The organism is Bradyrhizobium sp. GW821-FHT13H06 (genome assembly GCF_058803975.1).
In genome coordinates, this window is the sequence record NZ_JBXAPN010000003.1 from 178,870 (window position 1) to 204,753 (window position 25,884).

General features: G+C 65.6%; 24 protein-coding genes. 20 read left to right on the forward strand and 4 right to left on the reverse strand.

The genetic code is table 11. The annotated features are described in order from the left end of the window. Positions 1-26: 26 nt before the first annotated feature. Positions 27-1,520: an NAD-dependent succinate-semialdehyde dehydrogenase gene (locus tag AC1RQP_RS13265; RefSeq protein ID WP_492937325.1), complete on the reverse strand. Its 1,494-nt coding sequence runs from the start codon at positions 1,518-1,520 to the stop codon at positions 27-29. Between the two features lie 107 nt (positions 1,521-1,627). Continuing rightward, positions 1,628-1,948, reverse strand: coding sequence for a hypothetical protein (locus AC1RQP_RS13270; RefSeq protein ID WP_239628376.1), 321 nt, complete (start codon positions 1,946-1,948; stop codon positions 1,628-1,630). Positions 1,949-2,298: 350 nt separating this feature from the next. On the opposite strand from AC1RQP_RS13270, the gene AC1RQP_RS13275 reads away from it, so the two are divergent. Continuing rightward, positions 2,299-3,495, forward strand: a complete 1,197-nt coding sequence (locus tag AC1RQP_RS13275) for a serine hydrolase domain-containing protein (RefSeq protein WP_492937326.1) — start codon at positions 2,299-2,301, stop codon at positions 3,493-3,495. A gap of 160 nt (positions 3,496-3,655) precedes the next feature. Then, a complete protein-coding gene (locus AC1RQP_RS13280; RefSeq protein ID WP_492937847.1) occupies positions 3,656-5,350 on the forward strand; it encodes an AMP-binding protein in 1,695 nt (564 codons plus the stop codon). Between the two features lie 134 nt (positions 5,351-5,484). Here the strand turns inward: AC1RQP_RS13280 and AC1RQP_RS13285 are convergent, their stop codons facing one another. Then, entirely contained in the window at positions 5,485-6,486 is a 1,002-nt protein-coding gene (locus AC1RQP_RS13285) for an adenosine kinase (RefSeq protein ID WP_492937327.1), read from the reverse strand. Between the two features lie 126 nt (positions 6,487-6,612). Between AC1RQP_RS13285 and murJ the strand changes: the two genes are divergently transcribed. The 16 genes from murJ (at position 6,613) to trmB (ending at position 21,941) form a co-directional block, all read left to right on the forward strand. Next, a complete protein-coding gene (murJ, locus tag AC1RQP_RS13290; protein WP_492937328.1) occupies positions 6,613-8,148 on the forward strand; it encodes a murein biosynthesis integral membrane protein MurJ in 1,536 nt (511 codons plus the stop codon). Positions 8,149-8,355: 207 nt separating this feature from the next. Beyond that, positions 8,356-9,408 carry a tryptophan--tRNA ligase gene (trpS, locus tag AC1RQP_RS13295; RefSeq protein WP_239628383.1) on the forward strand — a complete coding sequence of 351 codons (1,053 nt, stop codon included), beginning with the start codon at positions 8,356-8,358 and terminating at the stop codon, positions 9,406-9,408. A gap of 91 nt (positions 9,409-9,499) precedes the next feature. After that, positions 9,500-9,994 (forward strand): universal stress protein, encoded by a 495-nt coding sequence (locus tag AC1RQP_RS13300; protein ID WP_239628385.1) that lies wholly within the window; start codon positions 9,500-9,502, stop codon positions 9,992-9,994. Between the two features lie 206 nt (positions 9,995-10,200). Continuing rightward, on the forward strand, positions 10,201-10,770 hold the full coding sequence (locus AC1RQP_RS13305) for a NifU family protein (RefSeq protein ID WP_239628387.1): 570 nt from the start codon (positions 10,201-10,203) through the stop codon (positions 10,768-10,770). A gap of 200 nt (positions 10,771-10,970) precedes the next feature. Then, a complete protein-coding gene (gene tsaB / locus AC1RQP_RS13310) occupies positions 10,971-11,666 on the forward strand; it encodes a tRNA (adenosine(37)-N6)-threonylcarbamoyltransferase complex dimerization subunit type 1 TsaB (RefSeq protein WP_492937329.1) in 696 nt (231 codons plus the stop codon). Next, complete coding sequence (gene rimI, locus AC1RQP_RS13315; protein ID WP_492937330.1) at positions 11,663-12,148, forward strand: ribosomal protein S18-alanine N-acetyltransferase; 486 nt, start codon at positions 11,663-11,665, stop codon at positions 12,146-12,148. Before tsaB ends, rimI begins: the two co-directional genes overlap by 4 nt. Positions 12,149-12,186: 38 nt before the next feature. Then, positions 12,187-12,642, forward strand: coding sequence for a Fur family transcriptional regulator (locus AC1RQP_RS13320; RefSeq protein ID WP_061879908.1), 456 nt, complete (start codon positions 12,187-12,189; stop codon positions 12,640-12,642). Positions 12,643-12,741: 99 nt separating this feature from the next. After that, complete coding sequence (locus AC1RQP_RS13325; protein WP_492937331.1) at positions 12,742-13,422, forward strand: HAD family hydrolase; 681 nt, start codon at positions 12,742-12,744, stop codon at positions 13,420-13,422. Between the two features lie 182 nt (positions 13,423-13,604). Next, complete coding sequence (gene miaB, locus AC1RQP_RS13330) at positions 13,605-14,999, forward strand: tRNA (N6-isopentenyl adenosine(37)-C2)-methylthiotransferase MiaB (protein ID WP_492937332.1); 1,395 nt, start codon at positions 13,605-13,607, stop codon at positions 14,997-14,999. A 64-nt stretch (positions 15,000-15,063) separates the two neighbouring features. Beyond that, positions 15,064-16,059, forward strand: coding sequence for a PhoH family protein (locus AC1RQP_RS13335; protein WP_239628396.1), 996 nt, complete (start codon positions 15,064-15,066; stop codon positions 16,057-16,059). 58 nt (positions 16,060-16,117) lie between these two features. Continuing rightward, positions 16,118-16,627, forward strand: coding sequence for an rRNA maturation RNase YbeY (gene ybeY, locus AC1RQP_RS13340; protein ID WP_194390553.1), 510 nt, complete (start codon positions 16,118-16,120; stop codon positions 16,625-16,627). A gap of 1 nt (position 16,628) precedes the next feature. Beyond that, positions 16,629-17,747, forward strand: coding sequence for a hemolysin family protein (locus AC1RQP_RS13345; RefSeq protein ID WP_239628398.1), 1,119 nt, complete (start codon positions 16,629-16,631; stop codon positions 17,745-17,747). Continuing rightward, the gene (gene lnt, locus AC1RQP_RS13350; protein WP_239628400.1) at positions 17,744-19,357 is read left to right on the forward strand and encodes an apolipoprotein N-acyltransferase; all 1,614 of its coding nucleotides are present in this window, start codon (positions 17,744-17,746) and stop codon (positions 19,355-19,357) included. The genes AC1RQP_RS13345 and lnt overlap by 4 nt, the downstream gene beginning before the upstream one ends. Positions 19,358-19,576: 219 nt before the next feature. Beyond that, entirely contained in the window at positions 19,577-19,990 is a 414-nt protein-coding gene (locus AC1RQP_RS13355; RefSeq protein ID WP_007603895.1) for a helix-turn-helix domain-containing protein, read from the forward strand. 86 nt (positions 19,991-20,076) lie between these two features. After that, positions 20,077-21,234, forward strand: a complete 1,158-nt coding sequence (locus AC1RQP_RS13360; RefSeq protein WP_239628402.1) for a M20 family metallopeptidase — start codon at positions 20,077-20,079, stop codon at positions 21,232-21,234. Then, on the forward strand, positions 21,231-21,941 hold the full coding sequence (gene trmB, locus AC1RQP_RS13365) for a tRNA (guanosine(46)-N7)-methyltransferase TrmB (RefSeq protein WP_492937334.1): 711 nt from the start codon (positions 21,231-21,233) through the stop codon (positions 21,939-21,941). The genes AC1RQP_RS13360 and trmB overlap by 4 nt, the downstream gene beginning before the upstream one ends. A gap of 129 nt (positions 21,942-22,070) precedes the next feature. On the opposite strand, the gene AC1RQP_RS13370 is transcribed toward trmB, so the two are convergent. After that, entirely contained in the window at positions 22,071-23,153 is a 1,083-nt protein-coding gene (locus AC1RQP_RS13370; RefSeq protein ID WP_239628406.1) for a DUF2336 domain-containing protein, read from the reverse strand. Between the two features lie 359 nt (positions 23,154-23,512). On the opposite strand from AC1RQP_RS13370, the gene rimP reads away from it, so the two are divergent. After that, positions 23,513-24,268 (forward strand): ribosome maturation factor RimP, encoded by a 756-nt coding sequence (gene rimP / locus AC1RQP_RS13375; protein ID WP_239628407.1) that lies wholly within the window; start codon positions 23,513-23,515, stop codon positions 24,266-24,268. Positions 24,269-24,270: 2 nt separating this feature from the next. Then, positions 24,271-25,881, forward strand: coding sequence for a transcription termination factor NusA (gene nusA / locus AC1RQP_RS13380; protein WP_239628409.1), 1,611 nt, complete (start codon positions 24,271-24,273; stop codon positions 25,879-25,881). Positions 25,882-25,884: the final 3 nt, after the last annotated feature.

Genomic DNA, 25,884 nt, shown 5'->3' on the forward strand with positions numbered 1-25,884 from the left:
GAAGGTAGCGGCACAGAGGCCGGGGGCTACACCCCCGCCATCATCACGTATTTGATCTCGACATATTCTTCCATGCCGTGATGCGAGCCTTCGCGCCCGAGGCCGCTCTCCTTGACGCCGCCGAAGGGCGCGACCTCCGTCGTGATGAGGCCGGTGTTGACGCCGACCATGCCCGACTCCAGCGCCTCGGCAACGCGCCAGACGCGGCCGAGATCGCGGGAATAGAAGTAGGAGGCCAAGCCGAACGGCGAGGCGTTGCACATCGCAATCACATCGGCTTCGTCCTTGAAGCGGATGACAGGTGCGAGCGGACCGAAGGTTTCCTCCTGCGCCACCAGGGAGTCCGGCTTGACGTCGGCCAGCACCGTCGGCTCGAAGAAGGAGCGTCCGAGCTCGCTGCGCTTGCCACCGGTGACGACCTTGGCGCCGCGCTTCACGGCATCGGCGATGTGGCGCTCGACCTTGTCGACGGCCTTCATGTTGATCAGCGGCCCCTGGGTGACGCCGCTCTCGGTGCCGTCGCCGATCTTCATCGCCGCGACCTTCTTCGAGAGCTTCTGCACGAACTCGTCGTAGATCTTGTCCTGGGCGTAGAGGCGGTTGGCGCAGACGCAGGTCTGGCCCATGTTGCGGTATTTCGAGACGATGGCACCTTCGACCGCGGCGTCAATGTCGGCGTCGTCGAACACCACGAACGGCGCATTGCCGCCCAGCTCGAGGCCGAGCCGCTTCACGCCGACCGAAGCCTGCTGATACAGGATCTTGCCGACCGCGGTCGAGCCGGTGAAGCCGACGAAGCGCACGGCCGGATGCTCGCACAACACCTTGCCGATCGGCGGAGCATCGCCGGTGACGATGTTGAAGACGCCCTTGGGCACGCCGGCCTTCTCGGCAAGCGCGGCAAGCGCGAGCGCCGACAGCGGCGTCTCGTTGGCGGGCTTCAGCACCACGGTGCAGCCGGCGGCGAGCGCCGGGGACACCTTGCGCGTGATCATCGAGTTCGGGAAATTCCACGGCGTGATGGCACCGCAGACGCCGATCGGCTGCTTGATCGCGAGCAGCCGCGCATCGGGGCGCTGCGTCGGGATGGTCTCGCCATAGACGCGCCTCGCCTCCTCGGCGAAGAACTCGACATAGGCGCCGCCGATATCGACCTCGCCGAGCGCCTCGGTGAGCGGCTTGCCCTGCTCGGAGGTGAGGATGAGCGCGAGGTCCTCGCGATTGGCGACGATCAGCTCGAACCATTTGCGCAGGATGTTGGAGCGCTGCTTGGCGGTGTGCTTGGCCCAGGCCGGAAAGGCGCGCTCGGCGGCTTCGACCGCCCTGGTCGTCTCCTCGGCACCAAGCTGCGGAACCTTGGCAAGCTCGACGCCGGTCGCGGGATTGTTGACGGCAAAGACCGGCGTGCCGACCCAGGCGCCGTCGATGTAGCAGGCTTCCTTGAGCAGCGACGGATCCTTCAACCGGTCGCGCAAATTGGACGTGGCTTGCGGGGCGCGTGCGGCGGCAGTCGGGGTCATGGCGTTACTCCCTGGGGGCGATCGGATCGGCCGCAATATAGGGACAGACGATGCGCAATGCACCGCCCTGCAACGCACGTCAGATGCCAGCTAGACTGGCAGCGGCCTTACGCCGCGCCGCTCATATAGGTCTCGCGCCGGCCGATCATGCGCTCGGCCGCGGCCTTGGCATCCGCCTTCGTGGACGTCGCGCACGTCCGGTATTCGAGATCGGGGACATGAGAGGTGTCGCGGCGGCCGAACCATGACCTCGAGCCGACCGGCAGCAGCGCCAGCGCCTGCGCCAGATTGTCGACGGCGCCGAAGGAATAGAGTGCGCCGGTGCCGGCGATGCGGACCTCGTAAATGCCGGGCGAAATCGGCGCCTCCAGGTTCTCGCCGCGTCCCTGACGGGGATAGCGCTTCCAGTCGCTCCAGGTCGAAATCATCTGAGGTCCCCCTCGCCACCCAGCCTCGGACGGCAACATTTGCATCAAGTCTTAACCGGCCCATGGATCGGACCGGGTGCTGAACGCGGCAGCTCACGAAATGTTTCAGGCGTCCGAAAACGCGTGAAACCTATCGCCTGGAGCCCCATCCAGGGTGAGGGCGACGCGCGGGCATCTACCGCAGATTGCAAAGGAGCGTCGCCGTCCAGCCCCGTTGTCGTCCTGCGTGGGACCAAGACCGTCAAGTCACGACATCGCGACCGGCGCATGCGCGTCGATGCGCTTGCCGCGCCGGGCATGTGGGACGACAATCGATCACTTCTAACAATAATCAAACCCGAGGAAACGCCATGCAAAGCAAAGCACAGATCGATGAGATTCTGCGTCAGAAGAGCGAGGCCAAGGAGATTCCGGGCGTCGTCGCGATCGCCGCGAGCGGTAACGACGTGCTGTATCAGGGCGCGTTCGGCAAACGCGACCTGTCCAAGCCCGACGCGATGACCGATGACAGCGTGTTCTGGATCGCATCGATGACGAAGGCGGTGACGTCAGCGGGCGCAATGCAGCTGGTCGAACAGGGCAAGCTGTCGCTGGATACGCCGATCGGCGATGTCCTGCCCGATCTCGCCAATCCGCAGGTGCTGGAAGGCTTCGATGCCAACGGCGAGGCGAAGCTGCGCCCGGCGAAGCGACCTATCACGCTGCGCCAGCTCATGACCCACACCGCCGGTTTCTGCTACAATATGTGGAACGGCGATCTCGCGGTCTATCTGGACAAGAACGGCATCCCCGCCATCACCACCTGCCAGAATGCGGCACTGAAGACCCCGATCATGAGCGACCCCGGCACGCGCTGGGAATACGGCACCAATATCGATTTCGTCGGCAAGGCCGTGGAAGCCGCCAGCGGCAAGCGGCTGGATGCCTACTTGCGCGACAATCTGTTCAACCCGCTTGGCATGAACGACACGGCCTTCAAGATCACCGACGACATGCGCAAGCGCCTGGTCGGCATGCACGCGCGCGGTGAGGACGGCCAGCTGGCTGCCATCCCGTTCGAGCTCGAGCAGGAGCCGGAATTCCACATGGGTGGCGGCGGCCTCTACTCGACCGCGGCCGACTACATCAAGTTCACCCAGATGATCCTCAACAAGGGCCGCGGCAACGGCAACCAGGTGCTGAAGGCCGAGACCGTCGCGACCATGGGCCAGAATCACATCGGCGATCTCGCCATGGGCAAGATGACGACGGCGGCGCCGATGTACACCAACGACGTCGATCTCTATCCGGAGCAGGTGAAGAAGTGGGGCCTCAGCTTCATGATCAACACCGCCAAGACCGCCGAGGGGCGCAGCGCCGGCAGCCTCGCCTGGGCGGGCCTCGCCAACACCTATTACTGGATCGACCCGGCCCGCGACGTCACCGGCGTGATCCTGATGCAGCTGTTGCCGTTCGCGGATGCGAAATGCCTGGAGGCCTTCGCAGGTTTCGAGCGCGGGGTTTATGCCGGGCTGGATGCGGCTGGAAGCGGGCAGAAGGCGGCCTGAAGGGCGCGGCTCTCACCAACCCGTCATGGCCGGGCTCGTCCCGGCCATCCACGTGCAGCCGCAGGGCACAAAGACGTGGATGCCCGGGTCAAGCCCGGGCATGACGACTGAGAGACTATGCTGGGTATTTTGACGAGAGGATTTCGACTTGGCTGACAATTTGGCCGATAAAGCGGACAGTTACGTTTGCGGCATCTCCGACGCGCCGCTGCTCGGCGACACCATCGGCCGCAGCCTCGACCGGGCTGTGCAGCGTTGGGGCGATCGCGAGGCGCTGGTTTCGCCCAGCCACGGCGTCAGATGGACCTGGAGAGAATTCGCCGAGCGGGTCGATGCGCTCGCCGCGGGCTTTCTCGCGCTCGGGCTCGAACGCGGGGAGCGGATCGGCATCTGGTCGCTGAACCGGCCGGAATGGACGCTGACCCAGTTCGCCGCCGCCAAAGCCGGCCTGATCCTGGTGACGATCAATCCGGCCTACCGGCTCAGTGAGCTGGAATTCGCGCTGAAGAAGGTCGGCTGCACCGCGATCGTCACCGCGACCGCGTTCAAGACCAGCAACTACATGGAGATGCTCAACACGCTGTTGCCGGAGCTGTCGGCCGCCGAGCCTGGGCAGTTGCAGGCGGCACGGCTGCCGGCCCTGCGCAATGTCATCCAGATCGGCGGCCCCTCCGCTGCCGGCACGATTCCTTTCGACGAGGTCGCGCGCATGGGCGGCGACCGGCACCGCAGGCAGCTTGTTGCGCTCGGCCATGAGCTGCAATTCGACGATCCCGTCAACATCCAGTTCACCAGTGGCACGACGGGATCGCCCAAGGGGGTGACGCTGACCCATCACAACATCCTCAACAACGGCTATTTCACCGGCCGGGCCATGCGCCTCACCGAGCAGGACCGCATCTGCATTCCGGTGCCGCTCTATCATTGCTTCGGCATGGTGATGGGCAACCTCGCCTCCGTCACGCTCGGCGCCGCGATGGTCTATCCCGGCGAGGGGTTTGACGCACTCACGACGCTGCGTACGATTGAACAGGAGAAATGCTCAGCGCTCTACGGCGTGCCGACCATGTTCATCGCCGAGCTCGATCACCCCGAATTCGCCCGCTTCAACCTGAAGTCGCTGCGCACCGGCATCATGGCCGGCGCCCCCTGCCCGATCGAGGTGATGAAGCGCGTCAACACCGAGATGAACATGCGCGAGGTCACGATCGCCTACGGCATGACCGAGACCAGCCCGGTGAGCTTCCAGAGCGCGGTGGACGATCCGCTGGAGCGCCGCGTCTCCACGGTCGGACGGATCCATCCGCATGTCGAGGTCAAGGTCGTCGATCTCGAAGGCAAGATCGTCAAGCGCGGCGAGCGGGGCGAGCTGTGCACCCGCGGCTACAGCGTCATGCTGGGCTATTGGGAGGAGAGCGAGAAGACCGCCGACGTGCTCGATGCGAACGGCTGGATGCACACCGGCGACCTCGCCACCATCGACGACGAGGGCTATTGCAACATCGTCGGCCGCATCAAGGACATGGTGATCCGCGGCGGCGAAAACCTCTATCCGCGCGAGATCGAGGAGTTTCTCTATCGTCACCCCAAGATCCAGGACGTGCAGATCTTCGGCGTGGCGGATAGCCGCTATGGTGAGGAGCTCTGCGCCTGGGTCCGCGTCAGATCGGGCGAACAGATGACGGCGGACGAGGTGCGGGCGTTCTGCGAAGGCCAGATCGCCCACAACAAGATCCCTCGCTACGTCGAGTTCGTCGACGAATTCCCGATGACGGTGACGGGCAAGATCCAGAAGTTCTTGATGCGCGAGGAAGTCGAGCAGCGGCTGGGACTGAAGGCTGCGAAGACGGCGTGAGGCCGGGGTAGGCGCGCACCTGCCTCCACACCGTGATTGCGAGCGTAGCGAAGTAGTCCAGAAACGTTCCGCGGAGACGGACTGGATTGCTTCGTCGCAAGGGCTCCTCGCAATGACGGGGAGAGAGACGAGCCTTATGCCGTCAGCCCGCGCTGCTGGGCCAATTCCTTGAGCGACACCTGCGGGCGGGCGCCAATGTGCTGAATCACTTCGGCGGCGGCGAGTGCGCCGAGCTCGCCACACTGCTTGTAGCCGAAGTTGCGGGCGAGGCCATACAGGAAGCCGGCAGCGAAGAGATCGCCGGCGCCGGTGGTGTCGACCACCTTGTCGACCGGGAGTGCCGGCGCGGCAACGGCGTCTTCCACCGAGACCACCATGCAGCCCTTCTCGCTGCGGGTGACGACGCCGAGATTGACGTCGTTGCGCAGCTGCTTCAGCGCGGTGTCGAAGTCCGAGGTCATGTAGAGCGAATGCAGCTCGGACTCGTTGGCGAAGACGATGTCGACGGTGCCGTTGCGCATCAACGAGAGAAACTCGTCGCGATAGCGGTCGACGCAGAAGGAATCCGACAGCGTCAGCGCCACCTTGCGCCTGGCGTCATGGGCGATCTGGGCTGCCTTGACGAAGGCGTCCTTGGCGTTCTTGGGGTCCCAGAGATAGCCCTCGAGATAGACGATGCCGGCAGCAGCGACCTCGGCCGGGTCGATATCGGCGGGCGACAGGTCCTGCGCCGCGCCGAGATAGGTGTTCATGGTGCGCTCGCCGTCGCCGGTGACCAGGATGTAGGAGCAGCCGGTGGCGGGGCCGTCCGTGGCGGCAGGCGTGTTGAAGGCGACGCCGGCGGCACGGATGTCATGGACATAGAGCTTGCCGATCTGGTCGTCCTTGACCTTGCCGACATAGGCGGCGCGTGCCCCTAAGCTGCCGATGCCGACGATGGTGTTGGCGGCCGAGCCGCCCGAGACTTCCGTGGCCGGACCCATGTCCTTGTAGATGGCGGCAGCGCGAGCCTCGTCGATCAGCGACATGCTGCCCTTGGCCATGCCATGCTTGGCCAGAAAGGCCTCGTCGGTCCTGACCAGCACGTCGAACAGCGCGTTACCGATGCCGAGAACGTCATATTTCACGTCAGCCATTCACCTTGATCCTGTTTGCCGGATTGCGATCCCTGCGGAAATCCGCTTCCTGTCGGCCTGAAATCCAAGCTCGCGGCCTATCATGACCGGGCCGGCGCGGGCAAGCAACGGTATGATAAAGGGCCGATGATCCGCTCCTTCCTCACCGTCTCGACGGGAACGCTGGCCTCGCGGCTGCTGGGTTTTGCCCGCGATTCCATGATTGCGGCGCTGCTCGGCACCGGCGCCGTGGCGGATGCGTTTCTCGCGGCGTTTCAGCTCGTCAACGTGGCGCGCCGGCTGCTCAGCGAGGGCGCGCTGAACGCGGCGCTGATCCCGGCCTGGCTGCGCATCAGGGATCGCGACGGGGCGGCAGCCGCAGCGGCGTTCGCCGGGCGCGTGCTCGGCACGGTCAGCGCGGCCCTGATCGCGATGTCCATCCTGCTCGCATTGCTGATGCCGCTGGTCATCGCGGTCATTGCGCCGGGCTTCCTTGGCAGCGGCACGCTCGATCGCGCGGTCGAGAGTGCGCGGCTGATGCTGCCTTATCTCGCCTTTGCCGGCCCGGTCACCGTACTGATGGGATTGCTCAATGCGCAGGGCCGCTTCGCGCTGACGGCGTTCTCGCCCCTGTTGTTCAACATCGCGCTGATCGCCGCGATCGCGGTGCTGCTCGTCTGGCAGGCTGACGCCAGTTTCGCTGCGTGGGTGTTGGCGGCCACCGTCGGCATCGCCGGCCTGCTGCAACTCCTGATGCTGCTGTCGCAGCGAAGCGCGCATCTTGCGACGCCGCTGCGCGCCAGTTTCGACAAGGAGATGCGCGGCTTCTTCGCCAAGGCGATCCCCGGCATGCTCGCAAGCTCGGGCCCGCAATGGCTGATGGTCGCGGGCGCGATCATCGCCTCGGCGACACCATCGGCGGTATCCTGGCTTTATTTCGCCAACCGCCTGATCGAGCTGCCGCTCGGCATCGTCGGCGTCGCCATGGGCACGGTGCTGGTGCCGGAGCTGACGCGCGCAGTGAGCAGCGGCGATCGCGACGCCGTGGCGCATGCCGAATCGCGCGCGCTGGAGCTTGCAGCCGGGCTGGCGCTGCCGGCGACGCTCGGCCTCGCCGTTCTGGCCGAGCCGATCGTACGGCTGCTGTTCGAGCGTGGCGCGTTTGGCGCGGGCGACAGCGCGGCCACCGCACATGCGTTGATGTGGCTGGCGCTGGGCCTGCCGGCGCATGTGCTGATCAAGGCGTTGTCGCCGGCCTTTTATGCCCGCAGCGACACGATGACGCCGCTACGCGCCACGGCCAAAGGCTTTGTGGTCGCAGTCGTGCTGGCCGTCCTGCTCGGCCATCTCTTCGGTACGAGCGGGATCGCCGCAAGCATCGCGGCCGGCGCCTGGAGCAGCGCGCTCTCGCTGCTCCGCAAGGGCACGCGCGAGTTCGGCTTCTCGGTCGACGCGATCGCCCGCAAGCGGCTGCCGCGGATCGTGCTCGCCGCCGCGGCCATGGGCACTCTGCTATGGCTGACTGCAGGCCTCGTGCCGGCCGGGACCCATGGCTTCATCGATTTCATCGTGCTCGGCGCGCAGATCGCGGCCGGAATCGCCGTCTACGGCCTGCTGCTGCAGCTCCTCGGAGCGGCGTCCTGGCGCGAAGCGGTTCACGCGTTGAAACGGCCCGCTCATTAGAGTGCGCGCCGACGGCTCTTCACCTCTCCCATCGGGAGAGGTCGATTTGCGCAGCAAATCGGGTGAGGGGACCAGGTCCCTCGATGGAGCCCAACCCCTCATCCGCGCCTTCGGCGCGACCTCTCCCGATGGGAGAGGTGGAATTGCCCTTGACGGGGCAGCGCCGCTGTTGGAAACGACGGCCAATTACCTATGAGAAGGCTGACCATGGCATTCGTTGAACGGGTCTTTTCGGGCGTCCAGCCGACGGGCAATCTGCACCTCGGCAACTATCTCGGCGCGATCGTCAACTTCGTGAAGATGCAGGAAACTCACAACTGCATCTATTGCGTCGTCGACATGCACGCGATCACGCAGGGCGTCGACGTCTGGGGCGGCCCGGCCGAGCTCACGCGCAACACCCGGGAGGTGACCGCGGCCTTCATCGCGGCCGGCATCGATCCGAAGAAACACATCGTGTTCAACCAGAGCCAGGTCTCGGGCCATGCCGAGCTCGCCTGGATCTTCAACTGCGTCGCGCGCATGGGCTGGCTCGGCCGCATGACCCAGTTCAAGGAGAAGGCGGGCAAGGACCGCGAGAACGCATCGGTCGGGCTGTTCGACTACCCCGTGCTGATGGCGGCCGACATTCTGCTCTACCGCGCCACCCACGTTCCGGTCGGCGAGGACCAGAAGCAGCATCTGGAGCTCTCCCGCGACATCGCGCAGAAGTTCAACAACGATTTCGGCGACTCGATCCGGGCACAGGGCGCCAATGACGGCCTGTTCTTCCCGCTGCCGGAACCCCTGATCACGGGCCCGGCGACGCGCGTGATGAGCCTGCGCGACGGCACCAAGAAGATGTCGAAGTCGGATGCCTCCGACAATTCGCGCATCAATCTCACCGACGATGCCGACACCATCGCGCAGAAGATCCGCAAGGCGAAGACCGATCCGGAGCCGCTGCCGACGGAGGAAAAGGGCCTGGAAGCCCGTCCCGAGGCCGACAATCTCGTCGGCATCTTCGCCGCGCTCTCCGGCCGCTCCAAGGCCGAGGTGCTCCGCGAGTTCGGCGGCGGCCAGTTCTCCAGCTTCAAGAACGCGCTGGCGGAGCTGTGCGTCACCAAGCTCGCGCCGATCGCAGGCGAGATGAAGCGCCTCGTCGCCGACCCCGGCCATATCGACGCGATCCTGAACGAGGGGGCCGACCGGGCGCGCGCGCTCGCCGACGAGACCATGAAGCTCTCCAAGGACATCGTCGGCTTCATCCGCCGACGCTAGAGGCGCTCGGCGCGAGGCGCCGGTCGCGTCTCCTCTCCCCAAGCGGGAGGGAGTGTGGCAGCATGCGCGCCATGCACTCGCCGGGACATGCATGACCAGCAAGCGACTTTGCTTCGAGCCGGGTCACAAGCCCAAATGCCTCGTCGTCGTCGACGACACCGCGGAATGGGATCGCGCGGTCTATTATGCCAGCCGCTGGGCGATCCGCGCCGGCGGCGGCGTGGTGATGCTGCGCATCATCGAGCCCGAGCAGCAGAGCCAGGAATGGCTTGGCGTCGCCGACATCATGCGCGCCGAGGCCCAGGAAGCGGCGGAAGCCGCGCTCGACCGCGCCGCCGGCCGCGCCAACGGCATCGCCGCGATCACGCCGGAACGGGTGATCCGGGAAGGCGCCGCCATGGAACAGCTGCTCGCGGTGGTCGATGAGGACCCCGACATCGCCATGCTGGTGCTCGCTGCCAATCCCGGTGCGGAAGGGCCGGGGCCGCTGGTCTCATTGCTCGCGCACGAGTTGGGCACATTCCCGGTGCCGGTGACCATCATCTCGGGCGCGCTGAGCGACGAAAGCGTGGATTCGCTGTCGTAGGTCCCTGGACTCGGAGGCGGCCTGTCGTTTGCTCGTCAGTGGATGGCCGGGTCAAGCCCGGCCACGACGATTGGCGATTTCGGCACCCTAACCTACTGATATGACAACGAAACAGTTCCCTCTCCCCTTGATCGTGCGTTCCCCGTCGCCATCTGCTAGTGGATAGGCACGCGCCGGCCTTGAACCGGCGACGTCTGGAGAAAACCATGTTCATTCAAACCGAAGCCACCCCCAATCCCGCCACGCTGAAGTTCATTCCGGGCCGCGTCGTGGTCGACGGCAGCCCCGTGGAGTTTTCGAGCCGCGAAGCCGCAGGCCGTTCGCCGCTCGCCGAAAAGCTGTTCGACGTGCCCGGCGTGACCGGCGTGTTCTACGGATCGGACTTCATCACCGTGACCAAGGCGAACGGTGAATGGCAGCAGCTCAAGCCCGCGATCCTGGGTGCCATCATGGAGCACTACATGTCGGGCGCGCCGCTGCTTGCCGACGGCGCAGCGCAGGGCGATGCCGATCTCGACGACGAGGACGAGTTCTTCGACGAGGCCGACGCCGAGACGGTCGACATGATCAAGGATCTGATCGAGACCCGGGTGCGGCCGGCCGTCGCCAACGACGGCGGCGACATCACCTTCCGCGGCTTCAAGGACGGCATCGTCTATCTCAACATGAAGGGCGCCTGCTCCGGCTGCCCGTCGTCGACGGCGACGCTTCAGCACGGCATCCAGAACCTGCTCAAGCACTTCGTGCCCGACGTGGTCGAAGTCCGGCCGATGTAGGCGAGCTGCCGTAGGGTGGGCAAAGCGAAGCGTGCCCACCTACTCTCTCGGCGAGAAAGTGGTGGGCACGGCGCAAGAGCGCCTTTGCCCACTCTACGAAATGCAGTGCTCTCAGAGGCTACAATAGTGAATGACGAATGGCGGATGGGCGTGTGGTCCGTTAGACTGTTCGCCATTCGTCACTCGCCATTCGCTTTTTCATGCTGATCCTCGCCATCGATACTGCGCTCGACGCCTGCGCGGCCGCCGTGCTCGACACCGAAGCGGCCGAACTGCGCGCGCAGGAATCGCTGCTGATGAAGCGCGGCCACGCCGAAGCCCTGATGCCGCTGATCGCGCGGGTGATGCAGTCGGCCAATCTCGCCTTCACCGCGCTCGACCGCATTGCGGTCACCGTCGGTCCCGGAAGCTTCACGGGCCTGCGCGTCGGCATTTCGGCGGCGCGCGGCCTTGCGCTCGCGGCCGGGCGGCCGGCCGTCGGCCTCACCACCCTGTCGGCCTATGCCGCCACCGTCGTGGGCCAGAGCGGAACGGCGCCCGTGCTCTCCGCAGTCGACGCGCGGCACGATCACGTCTATTTCCAGATCGTCGCCGGCGACGGCAGCCAGCTGGTGCGACCTAAGGTCGCCAGCATCGACGAGGCGATCGCGGCCTCGCAATTCGGCGCGCCGCATCTGGTCGGCAACGCCGCAGAGATCCTCGCCGATCGCTGGCCGAAGGATGGACCGCAACCTGTTGCGGTCGACGCGCAGCCCGCGCCCGATATCAGCTGGATCGCCTGGCTCGGTGCGGCGGCCAATCCCGACACCACGCCGGCGCGGCCGTTCTATCTGAAGGCGCCCGATGCAAAGCCGGCGGCACAGAGGCCGCTCGCAGCGCAAGCCGCAACCTCATGATGGGATGGCTGTCGGAGTGGTGGCACGGCGGCAGTGCCGTCGTCGAGCCCGCGACCTTGCGCGATGCCGCGCGGCTCGCGCAACTGCACGTCGCCTCCTTCGCGCACGGCTGGGGCGAAGGCGAATTCGAGAGCATGATCAGCGAGCGCAACACGCTGGTGCATCGCCTGCGTCTCGGCCGCAAGACGATCGGCTTTGCGGTGTCGCGGATCGGCGCGGACGAGGCGGAAATTCTCTCGATTGCGGTGGACGGGGCTTATCGCGGCCGCGGCCTCTCCCGCACGCTGCTGATGACCCATCTCGGCCACCTCGCCGGGCGCGGCGTGCGCACAATATTTCTCGAGGTGGAGGAAAATAACCAGCCGGCGCGGCGGCTCTACGACGGGTGCGGATTCGTGGTGGTCGGGCGCCGCGATCGCTACTATAAGCAGCCCAACGGGGAACAATTGAACGCCCTTCTGATGCGACGCGACTTGTCGTAACATCGGTGGCAGAAAGCGCCCGCCAGGCAGACAACGCTATGACCACATTGAAACCTTCCTCTGCATCCAAGGCGTCCGACATCGAGGCGCGCTGTGCCGCCACGGGCATGCGCATGACCGAGCAGCGCCGCGTCATCGCCCGCGTGCTCGCGGAAGCGATCGATCATCCCGATGTCGAGGAACTCTACCGGCGCTGCGTTGCGGTCGACGACAAGATCTCGATCTCGACGGTCTATCGCACCGTGAAACTGTTCGAGGATGCCGGCATCATCGAACGCCACGATTTCCGCGAGGGCCGCGCGCGCTACGAGCAGATGCGCGACAGCCATCACGACCATCTCATCAATCTGCGCGACGGCAAGGTGATCGAGTTCACCTCCGAGGAGATCGAGAAGCTCCAGGCGGAGATCGCCCGCAAGCTCGGCTACCGTCTGGTCGATCATCGACTCGAGCTCTATTGCGTCCCGCTCGACGACGACAAGCCGACGAATTGATGAACAAATTTTGCGACGGCCCCTCTTCACCTCTCCGCGTCGGGGAGAGGTGGCACCGCGCGCCCTGCGCCAGAATGCCATAACCAAGTTACACACTGAATGCCCATCGACCTCATCATCTTCGATTGCGATGGCGTGCTCGTGGACAGCGAGGTGATCTCCTGCCGCGCGCATGCGGACGTGCTGACGCGGCACGGATATCCGATCACGTCGGAGCAGGTGTTCGAGCGCTTCCTCGGCCGCTCGACCCGGCAGGCCAATCTCGAGATCGAGGCCGAACTCGGCCGCAAGCTCCCCGAGGCCTATCATGGCGACCTGCAGGATGAGCTGTTCCGGTCGTTCGAGGCCGACCTGGAAGCGATCCGCGGCATCCACGACGTGCTCGATGTCGTCACTCAGCGCGTCTGCGTCGCCTCGAGCGGCTCGCATCAGCGCATGCGCGTGAGCTTGGGAAGCACCGGGCTCTACGAGCGCCTGGCACCGAACATCTTCTCGGCCTCGCAGGTGAAGAACGGCAAGCCGGCACCGGACCTGTTCCTGTTCGCGGCAAGCGAAATGGGCGTGCCACCCGAGCGCTGTGTCGTGATCGAGGACAGCCTGGCCGGCATTGCCGGCGCGCGGGCGGCGGGAATGACCGTGTTCGGCTTTTACGGAGGCAGCCATTGCGGGGACGGCCATGCCGAGACCCTGCGGCAGGCTGGCGCCGATCTAACCTTTGCCGATATGCACCAGCTCCCGGAGTTGCTCCGGCGGGTCGAGGCGAAGGCCCTGGCCGGCTGATTATCGCCGTCATTCCGGGGCGATGCGCAGCATCGAACCCGGAATCACGGCCAAAACCTCTAGATTCCGGGTTCGCTCGCGCTGCGAGCGCCCCGGAATGACCGTCTCGGCCCCCATTCGCTGGATTTTCGCTCCTCCAGCCTATATCTGAGGGCCGTCCTCCACCGCCATTTTCGGGTTCCATGACGCCGCCGCGCAAGCTGCACATCAAATCATATGGCTGCCAGATGAACGTCTACGATGCCCAGCGCATGGTGGATACGCTGGCTCCGGAAGGATTCGTGGAGACGGCCAGCGCTGAGGACGCCGACCTCGTCATCCTCAACACCTGCCACATCCGCGAGAAGGCCTCGGAAAAGGTCTATTCAGAGCTCGGCCGGCTGCGCGTCGCCAAGGACGAGGCCGCGCGTGGGGGCCGCGCGATGCAGATCGCGGTCGCGGGCTGCGTGGCACAGGCCGAGGGCGAGGAGATCGTGCGCCGGGCACCTGTGGTCGACGTCGTCGTCGGCCCGCAGAGCTATCATCATCTGCCGGAGCTCTTGAAACGCGCCGGCGACGAAGGCCGCGCGATCGAGACCGAGTTTCCCGCGGCCGACAAGTTCGGCTTCCTGGCGCACCCGAAGCCCGATGCGATCCGCGCGCGCGGCATTTCCGCCTTCGTCACGGTGCAGGAAGGCTGTGACAAGTTCTGCACTTTCTGCGTCGTGCCGTACACGCGCGGCGCCGAAGTCTCGCGGCCGGTAGCGAAGATCGTCGATGACGTGAAGCGGCTCGCCGACAACGGCGTGCGCGAGCTCACGCTGATCGGGCAGAACGTCAATGCCTATCACGGCGATGGGCCGGACGGGACGAGCTGGCCGCTCGGCCGGCTGCTCGAGCATCTGGCGAAGATTCCCGGCATCGCGCGGCTGCGCTATTCGACCAGTCATCCGCGCGATGTCGACGACAGCCTGATTGCAGCCCATCGCGATCTCGGTGCCCTGATGCCGTTCGTGCACCTGCCGGTGCAATCGGGCTCGGACCGGATTCTGGCCGCCATGAACCGGAAACATACCGCCGATGATTACCTTGGGGTCATCGACCGTTTCCGCGCCGCCCGCCAAGACATTGCTTTTTCATCAGATTTCATCGTCGGCTTCCCGGGCGAAAGCGAGCAAGATTTTCTCGCCACCCTCGCGCTTGTCACGCAAATCGGTTACGCTGCGGCTTATTCGTTCAAATACTCCGCCCGGCCGGGAACGCCGGCCGCGGACATGCAGGAGACGGTGTCCCCCGCCGAGATGGACCAACGATTGGAGCGGCTCCAGGAACTGATCGACAGCCAGCAATCGGCCTTCAACAAGGCTGCGATTGGCTCAACGGTCGATGTGCTGTTCGAGCGTCCGGCGCGCAAGGAGGGCCAGATCGTCGGCCGCACCGCGTACCTCCAACCCGCCCATGTGATGGCCTCGCCCGACATCATCGGACAAATCCTGCCGATCCGCATCGACAGCCTCGAACGCTACAGCTTTCTCGGCGAACTCGTGACGCCGCATGGCGCGCGCGAGCCCGCTTTATCGCAAGCCACTGGAGCCTGAACCCTTGCCCAAAAGCGCATCGGATTCGTCTTCGTTCGCTCCCAGCCGCAAATTTGACCGCGACATGCAAGTTCCGCCCGAGACCCAGGTCGTCATCGACTTCGACGACAACCGCGCCGCTTCCGCGCTGGTCGGCCCCTACGGCCAGCACCTGGCGCAGATCGAGCGGCGGCTCGGCGTCGTCGTCGATTCCAAGGGCAACCACATCACCATCGGCGGCAGCCGCGACGGCTGCGACGCCGCGCGGCGCGTGCTGGAGATGCTCTACACGCAGGCCGTGAAGGGACAGGATCTCGACCAGGGTGAGGTCGAAGGCGCGATCCGCGCCGTGATCGCGCAGGGCTCGCTGTTCGAGTTCGACGCCAAATCGGCCAAATCGACCTTCGACAGCATCAACTTGCGCAAGCGCCCGGTGCGCGCGCGCACGGCCGCGCAGGACTCCTACATCCGCGCGCTGAAGCGGCACGAGCTGGTGTTCGGCGTCGGCCCCGCCGGCACCGGCAAGACCTGGCTCGCCGTCGCCCATGCCGCCCAGCTGTTCGAGCGCAAGGAGGTCGATCGCATCATCCTGTCGCGCCCGGCGGTGGAAGCCGGCGAGCGACTCGGCTTCCTGCCCGGCGATCTCCGCGAGAAGGTCGATCCTTATCTGCGGCCGATCTACGATGCACTCTACGACCTCATGGATGCGCGCATCGTCGAGCGTGCCCTCCAGACCGGCGAGATCGAGATCGCGCCGCTCGCCTTCATGCGCGGCCGCACGCTCACCAACGCCGCCATCATCCTGGACGAGGCCCAGAACACCACGTCGATGCAGATGAAGATGTTCCTGACGCGTCTCGGCGAGAACAGCCGCATGATCGTGACGGGCGATCCCTCGCAGATCGACTTGCCGAACGGCCAGACCTCGGGCCTGGCCGAGGCGACCCGCCTCCTGGGCGGCGTCGAGGGAATTGCCCAGGTTCATTTCAAGGCCGAGGACGTGATCCGCCACGAACTCGTGGCGCGGATCGTCGCCGCCTACGAAGGGCCGCCGCAGCGGCCGGCCACCGGTCAATCCTGACGAGGCAACACCGGACGGAGAAGGTGCGAACACCGCGCCTTTCGTCCCAGACAACACAATGTCCCATTCCAACCTTCCCATGACCGAGGTCCTCGTCGTCGCCGATTGCTGGCAGCGCGAGCCTGATTCCGAAGCCGTGATCCAGCGCGCCGTGGCGGCCGCCGCCGAGAGCGTCGACGAAGACGTTGCCGACGCGGAAGTGGCTGTGATGCTGACCGATGACGCCGGCATCCGCACGCTCAACAGCAACTGGCGCGGCATCGACAAGCCGACCAACGTGCTGTCGTTCCCCGCGCTCCAGCCGGAGGGCGGGTGGAAGCCGGGCGATGCGCCGCGCATGCTCGGCGACATCGCGATCGCCTACGAGACAATGCGGCGCGAGGCGGACGAGGAACACAAGCCGTTCGAGCACCATTTGAGCCACCTCGCCGTGCACGGCTTCCTGCATCTGATCGGCTACGATCACGAGGACGACGGCGACGCCGAGGAGATGGAAGCGCTGGAGACGCAGATCCTGGCGCATCTCGGCATCCCCGATCCCTATGCCGACCGCGCCGGGGCGCACTGAGATGCCGGATTCCGATCCAATCCAGGACAACCCGCGCAACACGCGCAATCTGCCCGCCGTTGTGGCCCATGGCGAGGTGCTGCGCCCGGCCGCCGAAGGCTGGCTCCTGCGCGCCATCCGGACGCTGTTCGGCTGGAAGGCGGGGTCGGTCCGCCACGACCTCCAGGTCGTGCTCGATGCATCGACGCCCGACGACACCGGCTTCTCCGCGGTCGAGCGCACCATGCTGCGCAACATTCTCGGCCTGCACGAGCGCCGTATCGCCGACGTCATGGTGCATCGCGCCGACATCATCGCAGTGAAGCGCGACATCCCGCTCGGCGAATTGATGGACCGGTTCGAGAGTGCCGGTCATTCCCGCCTCGTGGTCTTCAACGAGACGCTCGACGATCCCGTCGGCATCGTCCATATCCGCGACCTGCTCGCCTTCATGACCGCCCGCGCCCGCGTATCGGAAGCCACCAAGACCAAGCGCAAGAAGCCGTTGCCGGCCGGGCTCGACCTGCGCGCCGTCGATCTCGCGCTGCCGCTTCATGATGCGCACATCATCCGCAAGCTGCTCTACGTGCCGCCGTCGATGCGGGCGATCGACCTGCTCGCGCAGATGCAGGCCACGCGCATCCATCTAGCTCTGGTGGTCGACGAATATGGCGGCAGCGACGGCCTGGTCTCGATCGAGGACATCGTCGAGCAGATCGTCGGCGAAATCGACGACGAGCACGACAGCGACGAGCCACCCTCGATCGTGCGCCTGCCCGACAACGCCTTCATCGCCGACGCCCGCGCCAGCCTCGACGACGTCCGCTCGGTGATCGGCGAGGATTTCGTCACCGGCGAAGCCGGCGAGGAGGTGGAGACGCTGGGCGGCTATCTCGTCAGCTTCGTCGGACGCCTGCCGGTGCGCGGCGAGGTGATCTCGGGTCCGGGCACCTACGAGGTCGAGGTGCTCGACGCCGATCCGCGCCGGGTCAAGCGGCTGCGCATCTCGACACGGAAGGAGCGCCCCGCGCCGCGCACCCAGCGCGAGAGCCGGCGCCGCGAGGCCACGCCGGAGAGCGGACAGCCATCGGCCAGCGACACGCCCACGCCGCCACCGAGCGACGGGACCGGCCCGCAGTGAGTCCATCACAGCGACTCCGGCAGATTGCGCTTGCCATCATTCTCACCTGGGGATGGAAGCGCGCCGTCATCGCCATGGCGGCCGGGGCGCTGTCGGTGCTGGCACTGGCGCCGTTCAACCTCTTCCCGGTGCTGTTCGTAACCTTCCCGGTGCTGGTCTGGCTGATCGACGGCGCCGGCGCCGGCCGCTATGGCGGCGTCCCCGCCGCTGCGCTGACCGGCTACTGGTTCGGGCTCGGCTATTTCGTGCCCGGCCTCTACTGGATCGGCTACGCCTTCTTTGTCGACGCCGACGTGTTCGCCTGGCTGACGCCGTTCGCCGTCCTCGGCCTGCCGGCCTATCTGTCGATCTTCACCGCGATGGGCTTTGCGCTGGCGCGCCTGCTCTGGACCAAGAACGCCACGCGCGTGCTGGCGCTCGCAGCGAGCCTCACCATGAGCGAATGGCTGCGCGGTCACGCACTGACAGGCTTTCCCTGGAACGCGTTCGGCTACGCGCTATCCGAGCCGCTGCCGCTGGCCCAGACGGCGTCGCTGATCGGCCTGTGGGGCATGACGTTCCTGACGGTTGCGATCTTCGCAAGCCCGGCGACGCTGATCGACCGCACGCCCGATCGCCGCCTGCCGTGGCGCGTGCCGGCGGCCGCCGTCGCGCTTCTGGTCGTCATGAGCGTCTTCGGCGCAATCCGCCTGTCGCTGCATCCAACCACAATGGTGTCAGGCGCCAAGCTGCGCCTGATGCAGCCGAACCTCCAGCAGGACGCAAAATTCAACTACGCCGCGAAGACGGAGGTAATGAAGAAATACCTTGCGCTGTCGGACCGCGCCTCCGGGCCGCAATCGACCGGCGTACGCGATGCCACCATCCTGATCTGGCCGGAATCCGCCTTTCCGTTCTTCCTGACCCGCGAAGCCGACGCGATGGCGCAAATCGCCGACCTCCTGCCCAAGGGTACCGTGCTGATCACGGGCTCGGTCCGCGCGCCCGACCTGCCGCGGGGCACGCCGATCACGCGCGCCTATAACTCGATTTACGTGATCGATCACGACGGCAGCGTGCTCGCTGTGTACGACAAGGTGCATTTGGTCCCGTTCGGAGAATTTCTCCCCTACCAGGCGTTGATGGAGAAGCTAGGTTTCGAGCAGCTGACGCGTGTGCGCGGCGGCTTCATCGCCGGCAGCGTGCGGCATGTGCTGCCGGTCCCCGGCGCACAACCGGCGCTGCCGCTGATCTGCTACGAAGCCATATTTCCCGGTGAAGTGGCTGGACGCAACGAACGTCCAGGCTGGATCGTGAACCTCACCAACGACGGCTGGTTCGGCATCTCGACCGGCCCCTATCAGCATCTGGAGCAGTCGCGGATGCGCGCGATCGAGCTCGGATTGCCGCTGGTCCGCTCCGCCAATACCGGCATCTCCGCAGTGATTGATCCGGTCGGACGCACGGTCGCGAGCCTCGGCCTCGGCATCGAAGGCATTTTGGATGCAAACCTTCCGGCCGCGATCCCGCCGACCGTCTATGCACGGGTGGGTGATGCGCCCGCGGCGATGCTCGTCGCAGTGGCCGTGCTCCTGGCGCTCCGCCGGCGTGTCGCCAAGCGTCAGCCCTGATGACGCCGCCGCCGAGGCGGCCGGAATCCTTTGACAACCGTAGTCCCACGGTTGACAGACTGCACGCGGGCTCCCCATTCTGCACCAGCTGCGAAAGACAGAGGTGCGTTGCTAAATTTCTCCGCAATGTTTCCCAATAACAGGGTTTGGTTTTGACGATGCTGCACCCGAGGCATGCTTGATGATTGCGCCGAAGGTGATGTTTGGAGGGCTGAGGAAATGTCGAAAGCGCCCAACCCTGTTGACAAATATGTCGGCAGTCGCGTGCGCATGCGCCGCATCATGTTGGGCATGAGCCAGGAGAAGCTCGGTGAAGCTTTGGGCCTGACTTTCCAGCAGGTCCAGAAATACGAGAAGGGCACCAACCGGGTCGGCGCGAGCCGCATCCAGCAGATCGCCGAGATTCTCCAGGTGCCGGTGTCATTCCTGTTCGAAGGCGGCCCGAGCGGCGTGCCGGGTCCGGATGGCTTCAGCGAAGGCGCCTCGCCCTCTTATGTCTCGGACTTTCTCGCGACCTCCGAAGGGCTCGCCTTGACCAAGGCGTTCACGCGAATCACCGATTCGAAGATGCGCCGCTCCATCGTCGATCTCGTCGAGCAGATTGCGGCCCGCGAAGGCCCCGACAAGCGCTGAAGCGCCATCTCGATGGCGATTTGAGACTGCGTCAAATCTGGCCTATGTCGTCATTTAGGACCGCGCTTTGCTGCGCGCCCGCTTCGATGATGCGATTCAAAGGCACAGATGCGCTCATGACCGGCTCCAATTGGTTCGATTCCCAAACCATCCTCGATGGCATCCGCCGCTGGGTGGAAATCGAGACGCCGACCGAAGCGCCTGAACAGGTCAACAAGCTGGTGTCTCTGGTCGCGGAGCAGTACCGCGACCTGCCGGTCACGCTCGAGCGCGTCGCCGGCGTGGATGGCTGCGGCGATCATCTCGTGGCGCGCACCAATTGGGGTCAGGATCGACCGGGCATTCTGGTGCTGAGCCACCTCGATACCGTTCATCCCATCGGATTCATCGAGCGCCTGCCGTTCAAGGTTGAAGGCGACGTCGCGTTCGGCCCCGGCATCTACGACATGAAGGGCGGTGCCTACATCGCCCATCACGCCTTTCGCGCGCTTTGCGCGACGGCCGATCGCTCGCCGCTCGGCATCACGCACCTGTTCACCTCCGACGAGGAGATCGGCAGCCCGACGTCGCGTGCGCTGATTGAGAAGGAAGGGCGCAAGGCCAAATATGTGCTGGTGACCGAGCCGGCGCGCGACGGCGGCAAGATCGTCACCGGACGCAAGGGCGTCGGGCGCTTCCAGGTATTCATCAAGGGTGTGCCCGCGCATGCCGGCTCCAGGCCCGAAGACGGCCGCAGCGCCGTCCGCGAGCTCGGCAATATCATCCTGGCGCTGGAAGGAATGAACGATCTGACGCGCGGCGTCACCGTCAATGTCGGAGTGGTGCGCGGAGGCACGCGCCCCAACGTGACACCGGAAGAGGCCTATGCCGAAGTCGATCTGCGCGTGCCGGGCCTGAAGGACGCAGACGAGTTCGTGGGCAAGATCCTCGGGCTGACGTCGAAGACGGACGGCGTCACCGTCACGGTCACCGGCGAGCTCAATCGTCCGCCTTACGAGAAGAGCAATGCGGGCGCCTCGCTGTACGAGCATGCGAGGACGCTCGCCGCGGAGATCGGCTTCGAGCTGATCGACACGCATACAGGCGGCGGCTCGGACGGCAATTTCACCGCTGCCTACACCGCGACGCTCGACGGGCTCGGCGTCGACGGCAAGGGCGCGCACACCCATTATGAGCAGCTCTATGTCTCGTCGCTCGCGCCGCGCGCGCGACTGCTCCATCGCCTGTATCAGACGCTGCGATGAGCGAACGCAAATCAGGCCCCGATCGCGACGACAGCGACCGCGCCTTCTTCGGGCGCCGCAAGGGCCACAAGCTCAGGCAACACCAGGCCGGGCTGATCGAGCAGCTGCTGCCGCATCTTGCCCTCGACATCGACGGTGAGGCGCCGGCGGATGCCCGCGCGATCTTCGCTCCCGCAGCCGAAGACGTCAGGCTCGAGATCGGCTTCGGCGGCGGCGAGCATCTCGCGGCCGAGGCCCAGAACTTTCCCGCTACGGGCTTCATCGGCTGCGAACCCTACGTCAACGGCATGGCGAAAATCCTCGCGCAGATCGAGGCCGCCAACATCGGCAACATCCGCCTGTTCGCGGGCGATGCCGCCGAGCTCCTGGCCTGGTTGCCGAAGGATTCGCTGTCGCGGATCGACCTGATCCACCCCGATCCCTGGCCGAAGCGGCGACACTGGAAGCGGCGTTTCGTCCAGGACCGGACGATCGCCGCAATGGCGCGCGTGCTCCGAAGCGGCGGCGAGTTCCGTTTCGTCTGCGACATCGACGATTACTGCGCCTGGACGCTCTCGCATCTTGCGCGCTCGCAGGACTTCATCTGGCTGGCCGAGCGCGCCGATGATTTCCGCCAGCCATGGCCGGGCTACACCATGACACGCTACGGCCGGAAGGCCGCGCGGGAAGGACGCAAGGCGGCTTACTTGCGGTTCAGGCGGGTGTGAATTTTTTCACGCGATACATCCGCAGTCGTCATGCCCGGGCTCGTCCCGGGCATCCACGTACTTTCTTTCGACGGCACGAAGAACGTGGATGGCCGGGACAAGCCCGGCTATGACGACAACGCCTGTTCTTTAGATCGTCCGCCGGTTGCGCCAGAAATTCACGACGCGTTCGGCGGTCGTCGGCATCAGGCGCGTGAAGTTCACGCGCGCGGCCTCGAGGTCGGCATCGGCAGGCGTGCGTTGCGGACCGTACCAGAGCAGGATGAGCGCACGCACCGTGGGCCAGCCGAGATTGAGCACGCGGCCCAGGATCAGAAGCGGATCGTAGCGGTCGCCAGCGATCAGGCGGTCGAGGGTCGAGAGGCGAATGCCGGACATCGCCGAGAGCGAGGCGATCGATTCCTCGTATTTGTGCGCCTTGGCGAAGCCGAGCAGCGCGCTTTCGCCGAGATGGCCCTCTCGATGCAAGGCGAGCACCGTGCGCTGCGCGTCCGAAAAATCGCGGCGCGGCCCCGGCGGGCGCGCCGCCTCCTCGATCGCCGCCATCGCGCGCTTGATCTCGGCCTTGCGCGCGGGATTGACCACGCTGGAGAGGCGGCGGCGGATGACGTCGAGCGTCCCGTCGAGCAGCTGTTTCAGGTGCTCGCCGGAAAGGTCGTTGCGCTGGCCGATCCTGAGCGTCAGCACGCCGTCCTGGGCCGCGCGCCTGATCATCTCGGAATAGCTGCCTGGTGAGAACACCGCGCCGGCATTGCCTGCGGCGCGGCGCACCACGTCGCGATCGCCGCGCTCGACCAGCACGTCGGTGACGACGGGAGACAAGGCTGGGCGCTCCGTCATCGCCAGGAGATGGCCCTGGCCTTTCAGGCGCGCGATCTCGGCAAGAGCCGCGTCGTCGAGCACGGGCGAGCGGCGCAGCACGGGACCGGCCACCATGATCTCGTTTTCGCGCGCGAGCTGATTGACCAGGTGCGGCGGCGCGTTGTTCAGGCGCGAGAAGCGCTCGGCCAGATCGACCCGCGAGGACAGCTCGGCATGTGGGACGAGATCGATCAGCAGATTGTCGAAGAGATCGATCAACTCGGGGCGGAGCTTCTCCGCATCCTGGAAGAACAACTGGGCGATGGCCCGCGCGATCTCGCCGCGTCGCCGCGGATCGCCGCGTTTGACGATATCGTCCAGTCCAGGAATGAGCGACGTGGCAACGGTCATGAAAACGCAACTCGAACGGGGCACGCCGCGGGTGCGCCCTTGGTTCAAGCCGCCCCACGATCGCGGAAGTTAGGCCTGCTTGATGAAAGAAGCGTTGCGCAGGGTCCGCAGATCGGCGCAAAAAGGCCCCGTTCCCGCTGCGATGGGCCTTGTCCGGGAGGGCGGAAAGCGCTATATCAGCGCCAATTCATCTTCTCATACGATCCGCGTAGTGAGAGTGGGCCCGCAAGGACCCGCTCTTTTTTATTACCTGAACGCGGCTTGGCGGAAGATGCGGCCCAACGCGCTGTCGGGAAAGTTCCGAAGCGGGCTTTGAAGTCGTAACCAAGCCTTAACCATCGAGCGCCCTGACCCTGGACATGACCGAGCCGAACCCTGGTTCCACGGATGCCGAATTGCTGGCCGAGCCGCGGCTCGTGGTCGAGCCGGGCGTCGCGGCACGGGTGTCCGCGGTGGCTGCTCCCGTGCTCCAGGGCATGGGCTATCGCCTGGTGCGGATCCGCATTTCCGGGGAAGCCGGCTGCACCGTTCAGATCATGGCCGAGCGACCGGACGGCTCGATGCAGATCGAGGATTGCGAGGCGATCTCGCGGGCATTGTCGCCCGTGCTCGACGTCGCCGATCCCATCGATCGCGCCTACCGGCTGGAGATCTCCTCGCCGGGGATCGACCGCCCGCTGGTGCGCCGCTCCGATTTCGAGCGCTATTCCGGGCATCTGGTGAAGATCGAGATGGCGGTCGCGCACGAGGGGCGCAAGCGCTTCCGCGGCACGCTCGGTGCTGTCGAAGGCGATCGCGTGCATCTGCATCGCGACGACGTCAAGGCAGGTGACGAAGTCGACGTTCTCCTGACCATGGAGGATATCGGCGATGCCCGGCTGGTGCTGACCGACGAACTGATCGCCGAATCCATGCGCCGCGGCAAGGCCGAGGCGCGCGAGATGCGCCGCAATCTCGGTCTCGAGCCGCCGCAGGCGCCGCACGCGAAGATCAGTGAAAGAATCACCAAGAACACCAAGCCGAAGAAGAAGCCGGCTCCGACCAATACGAAGAAACATCGCCTGGCCGCCGAACGCGCGCGGCGGGGCGAGATCGAGCCTGACCAAGGAGACTAGCCATGGCAGTCAGCGCCAACCGACTTGAATTGCTTCAAATCGCGGACGCCGTTGCACGCGAGAAATCGATCGACCGCGGCATCGTCATCGCCGCGATGGAGGACGCCATCGCCAAGGCGGCGCGGGCCCGTTACGGCAGCGAAACTGACGTTCATGCCGAGATCGACCCGAAAAAGGGTGAGCTGCGGCTGTCGCGCCACATGCTGGTGGTCGACAAGGTCGAAAACCATGCCAACCAGATCTCGCTGGTGGACGCGCAGCGCGCCAATCCCGGTGCCCAGGTCGGCGACACCATCGCCGACACCCTGCCGCCGCTGGAATATGGCCGCATCGCCGCGCAATCGGCCAAGCAGGTGATCGTGCAGAAGGTGCGCGAGGCCGAGCGCGACCGGCAATACCAGGAATTCAAGGACCGCATCGGCGATATCGTCAATGGCGTCGTCAAGCGCGTCGAATATGGCAGCGTGATCGTCGATCTCGGCCGTGGCGAGGCCATCATCCGCCGCGACGAGATGTTGCCGCGCGAAGTGTTCCGCAACGGCGACCGCGTCCGCGCCTACATCTTCGACGTCCGCCGCGAGACGAGAGGCCCACAGATCTTCCTCTCCCGCACTCATCCGCAATTCATGGCGAAACTGTTCGCGCAGGAAGTGCCTGAGATCTATGACGGCATCGTCGAGATCAAGGCGGTGGCCCGCGATCCCGGCTCGCGCGCGAAAATCGGCGTGATTTCCCGCGATTCCTCGGTCGATCCGGTCGGCGCCTGCGTCGGCATGCGCGGCTCGCGCGTGCAGGCCGTGGTGAACGAACTGCAGGGCGAGAAGATCGACATCATCCCCTGGTCGCCCGACATCGCGACCTTCGTGGTCAACGCGCTGGCGCCGGCCGAAGTCTCCAAGGTCGTCATCGACGAGGACCGCGAGCGCATCGAGGTCGTGGTGCCCGACACCAACAACCAGCTCTCGCTGGCGATCGGCCGCCGCGGCCAGAACGTGCGTCTGGCCTCGCAGCTCACCGGCTGGGACATCGACATCCTGACCGAGCAGGAGGAATCGGAGCGCCGCCAGGCCGACTTCGAGAACTCCACTCGCGTCTTCATGGAATCGCTCAACGTCGACGAAGTGGTCGGCCAGCTGCTGGCGTCCGAAGGCTTCACCTCGGTCGAGGAACTCGCGATGGTGGACGTCAAGGAACTCGCCGGCATCGAAGGCTTTGACGAGGAGACCGCGCAAGAGCTCCAGAACCGCGCCCGCGAATATCTGGAGCAGCAGGAAGCCGAGCTCGAGGCCAGGCGCAAGGAGCTCGGTGTCGAGGACGCGCTCAAGGACGTGCCCGGCGTGACCTCGAAGATGCTGGTGAAGTTCGGCGAGAACGACATCAAGACGGTCGACGACCTCGCCGGCTGCGCCACCGACGATCTGGTCGGCTGGACCGAGCGCAAGGAAGGCAGCGAGCCGACCAAGCACGCCGGTGCGCTCGATGGCATCGACATTTCCCGTGACGATGCCGAAGCGATGATCATGCAGGCCCGCGTCAAGGCCGGCTGGATCACCGAAGCCGATATCGCCAAGCCTGCCGAAGAGGCTGCGGCGACCGAAGACCAGCCGGCGTAAGGG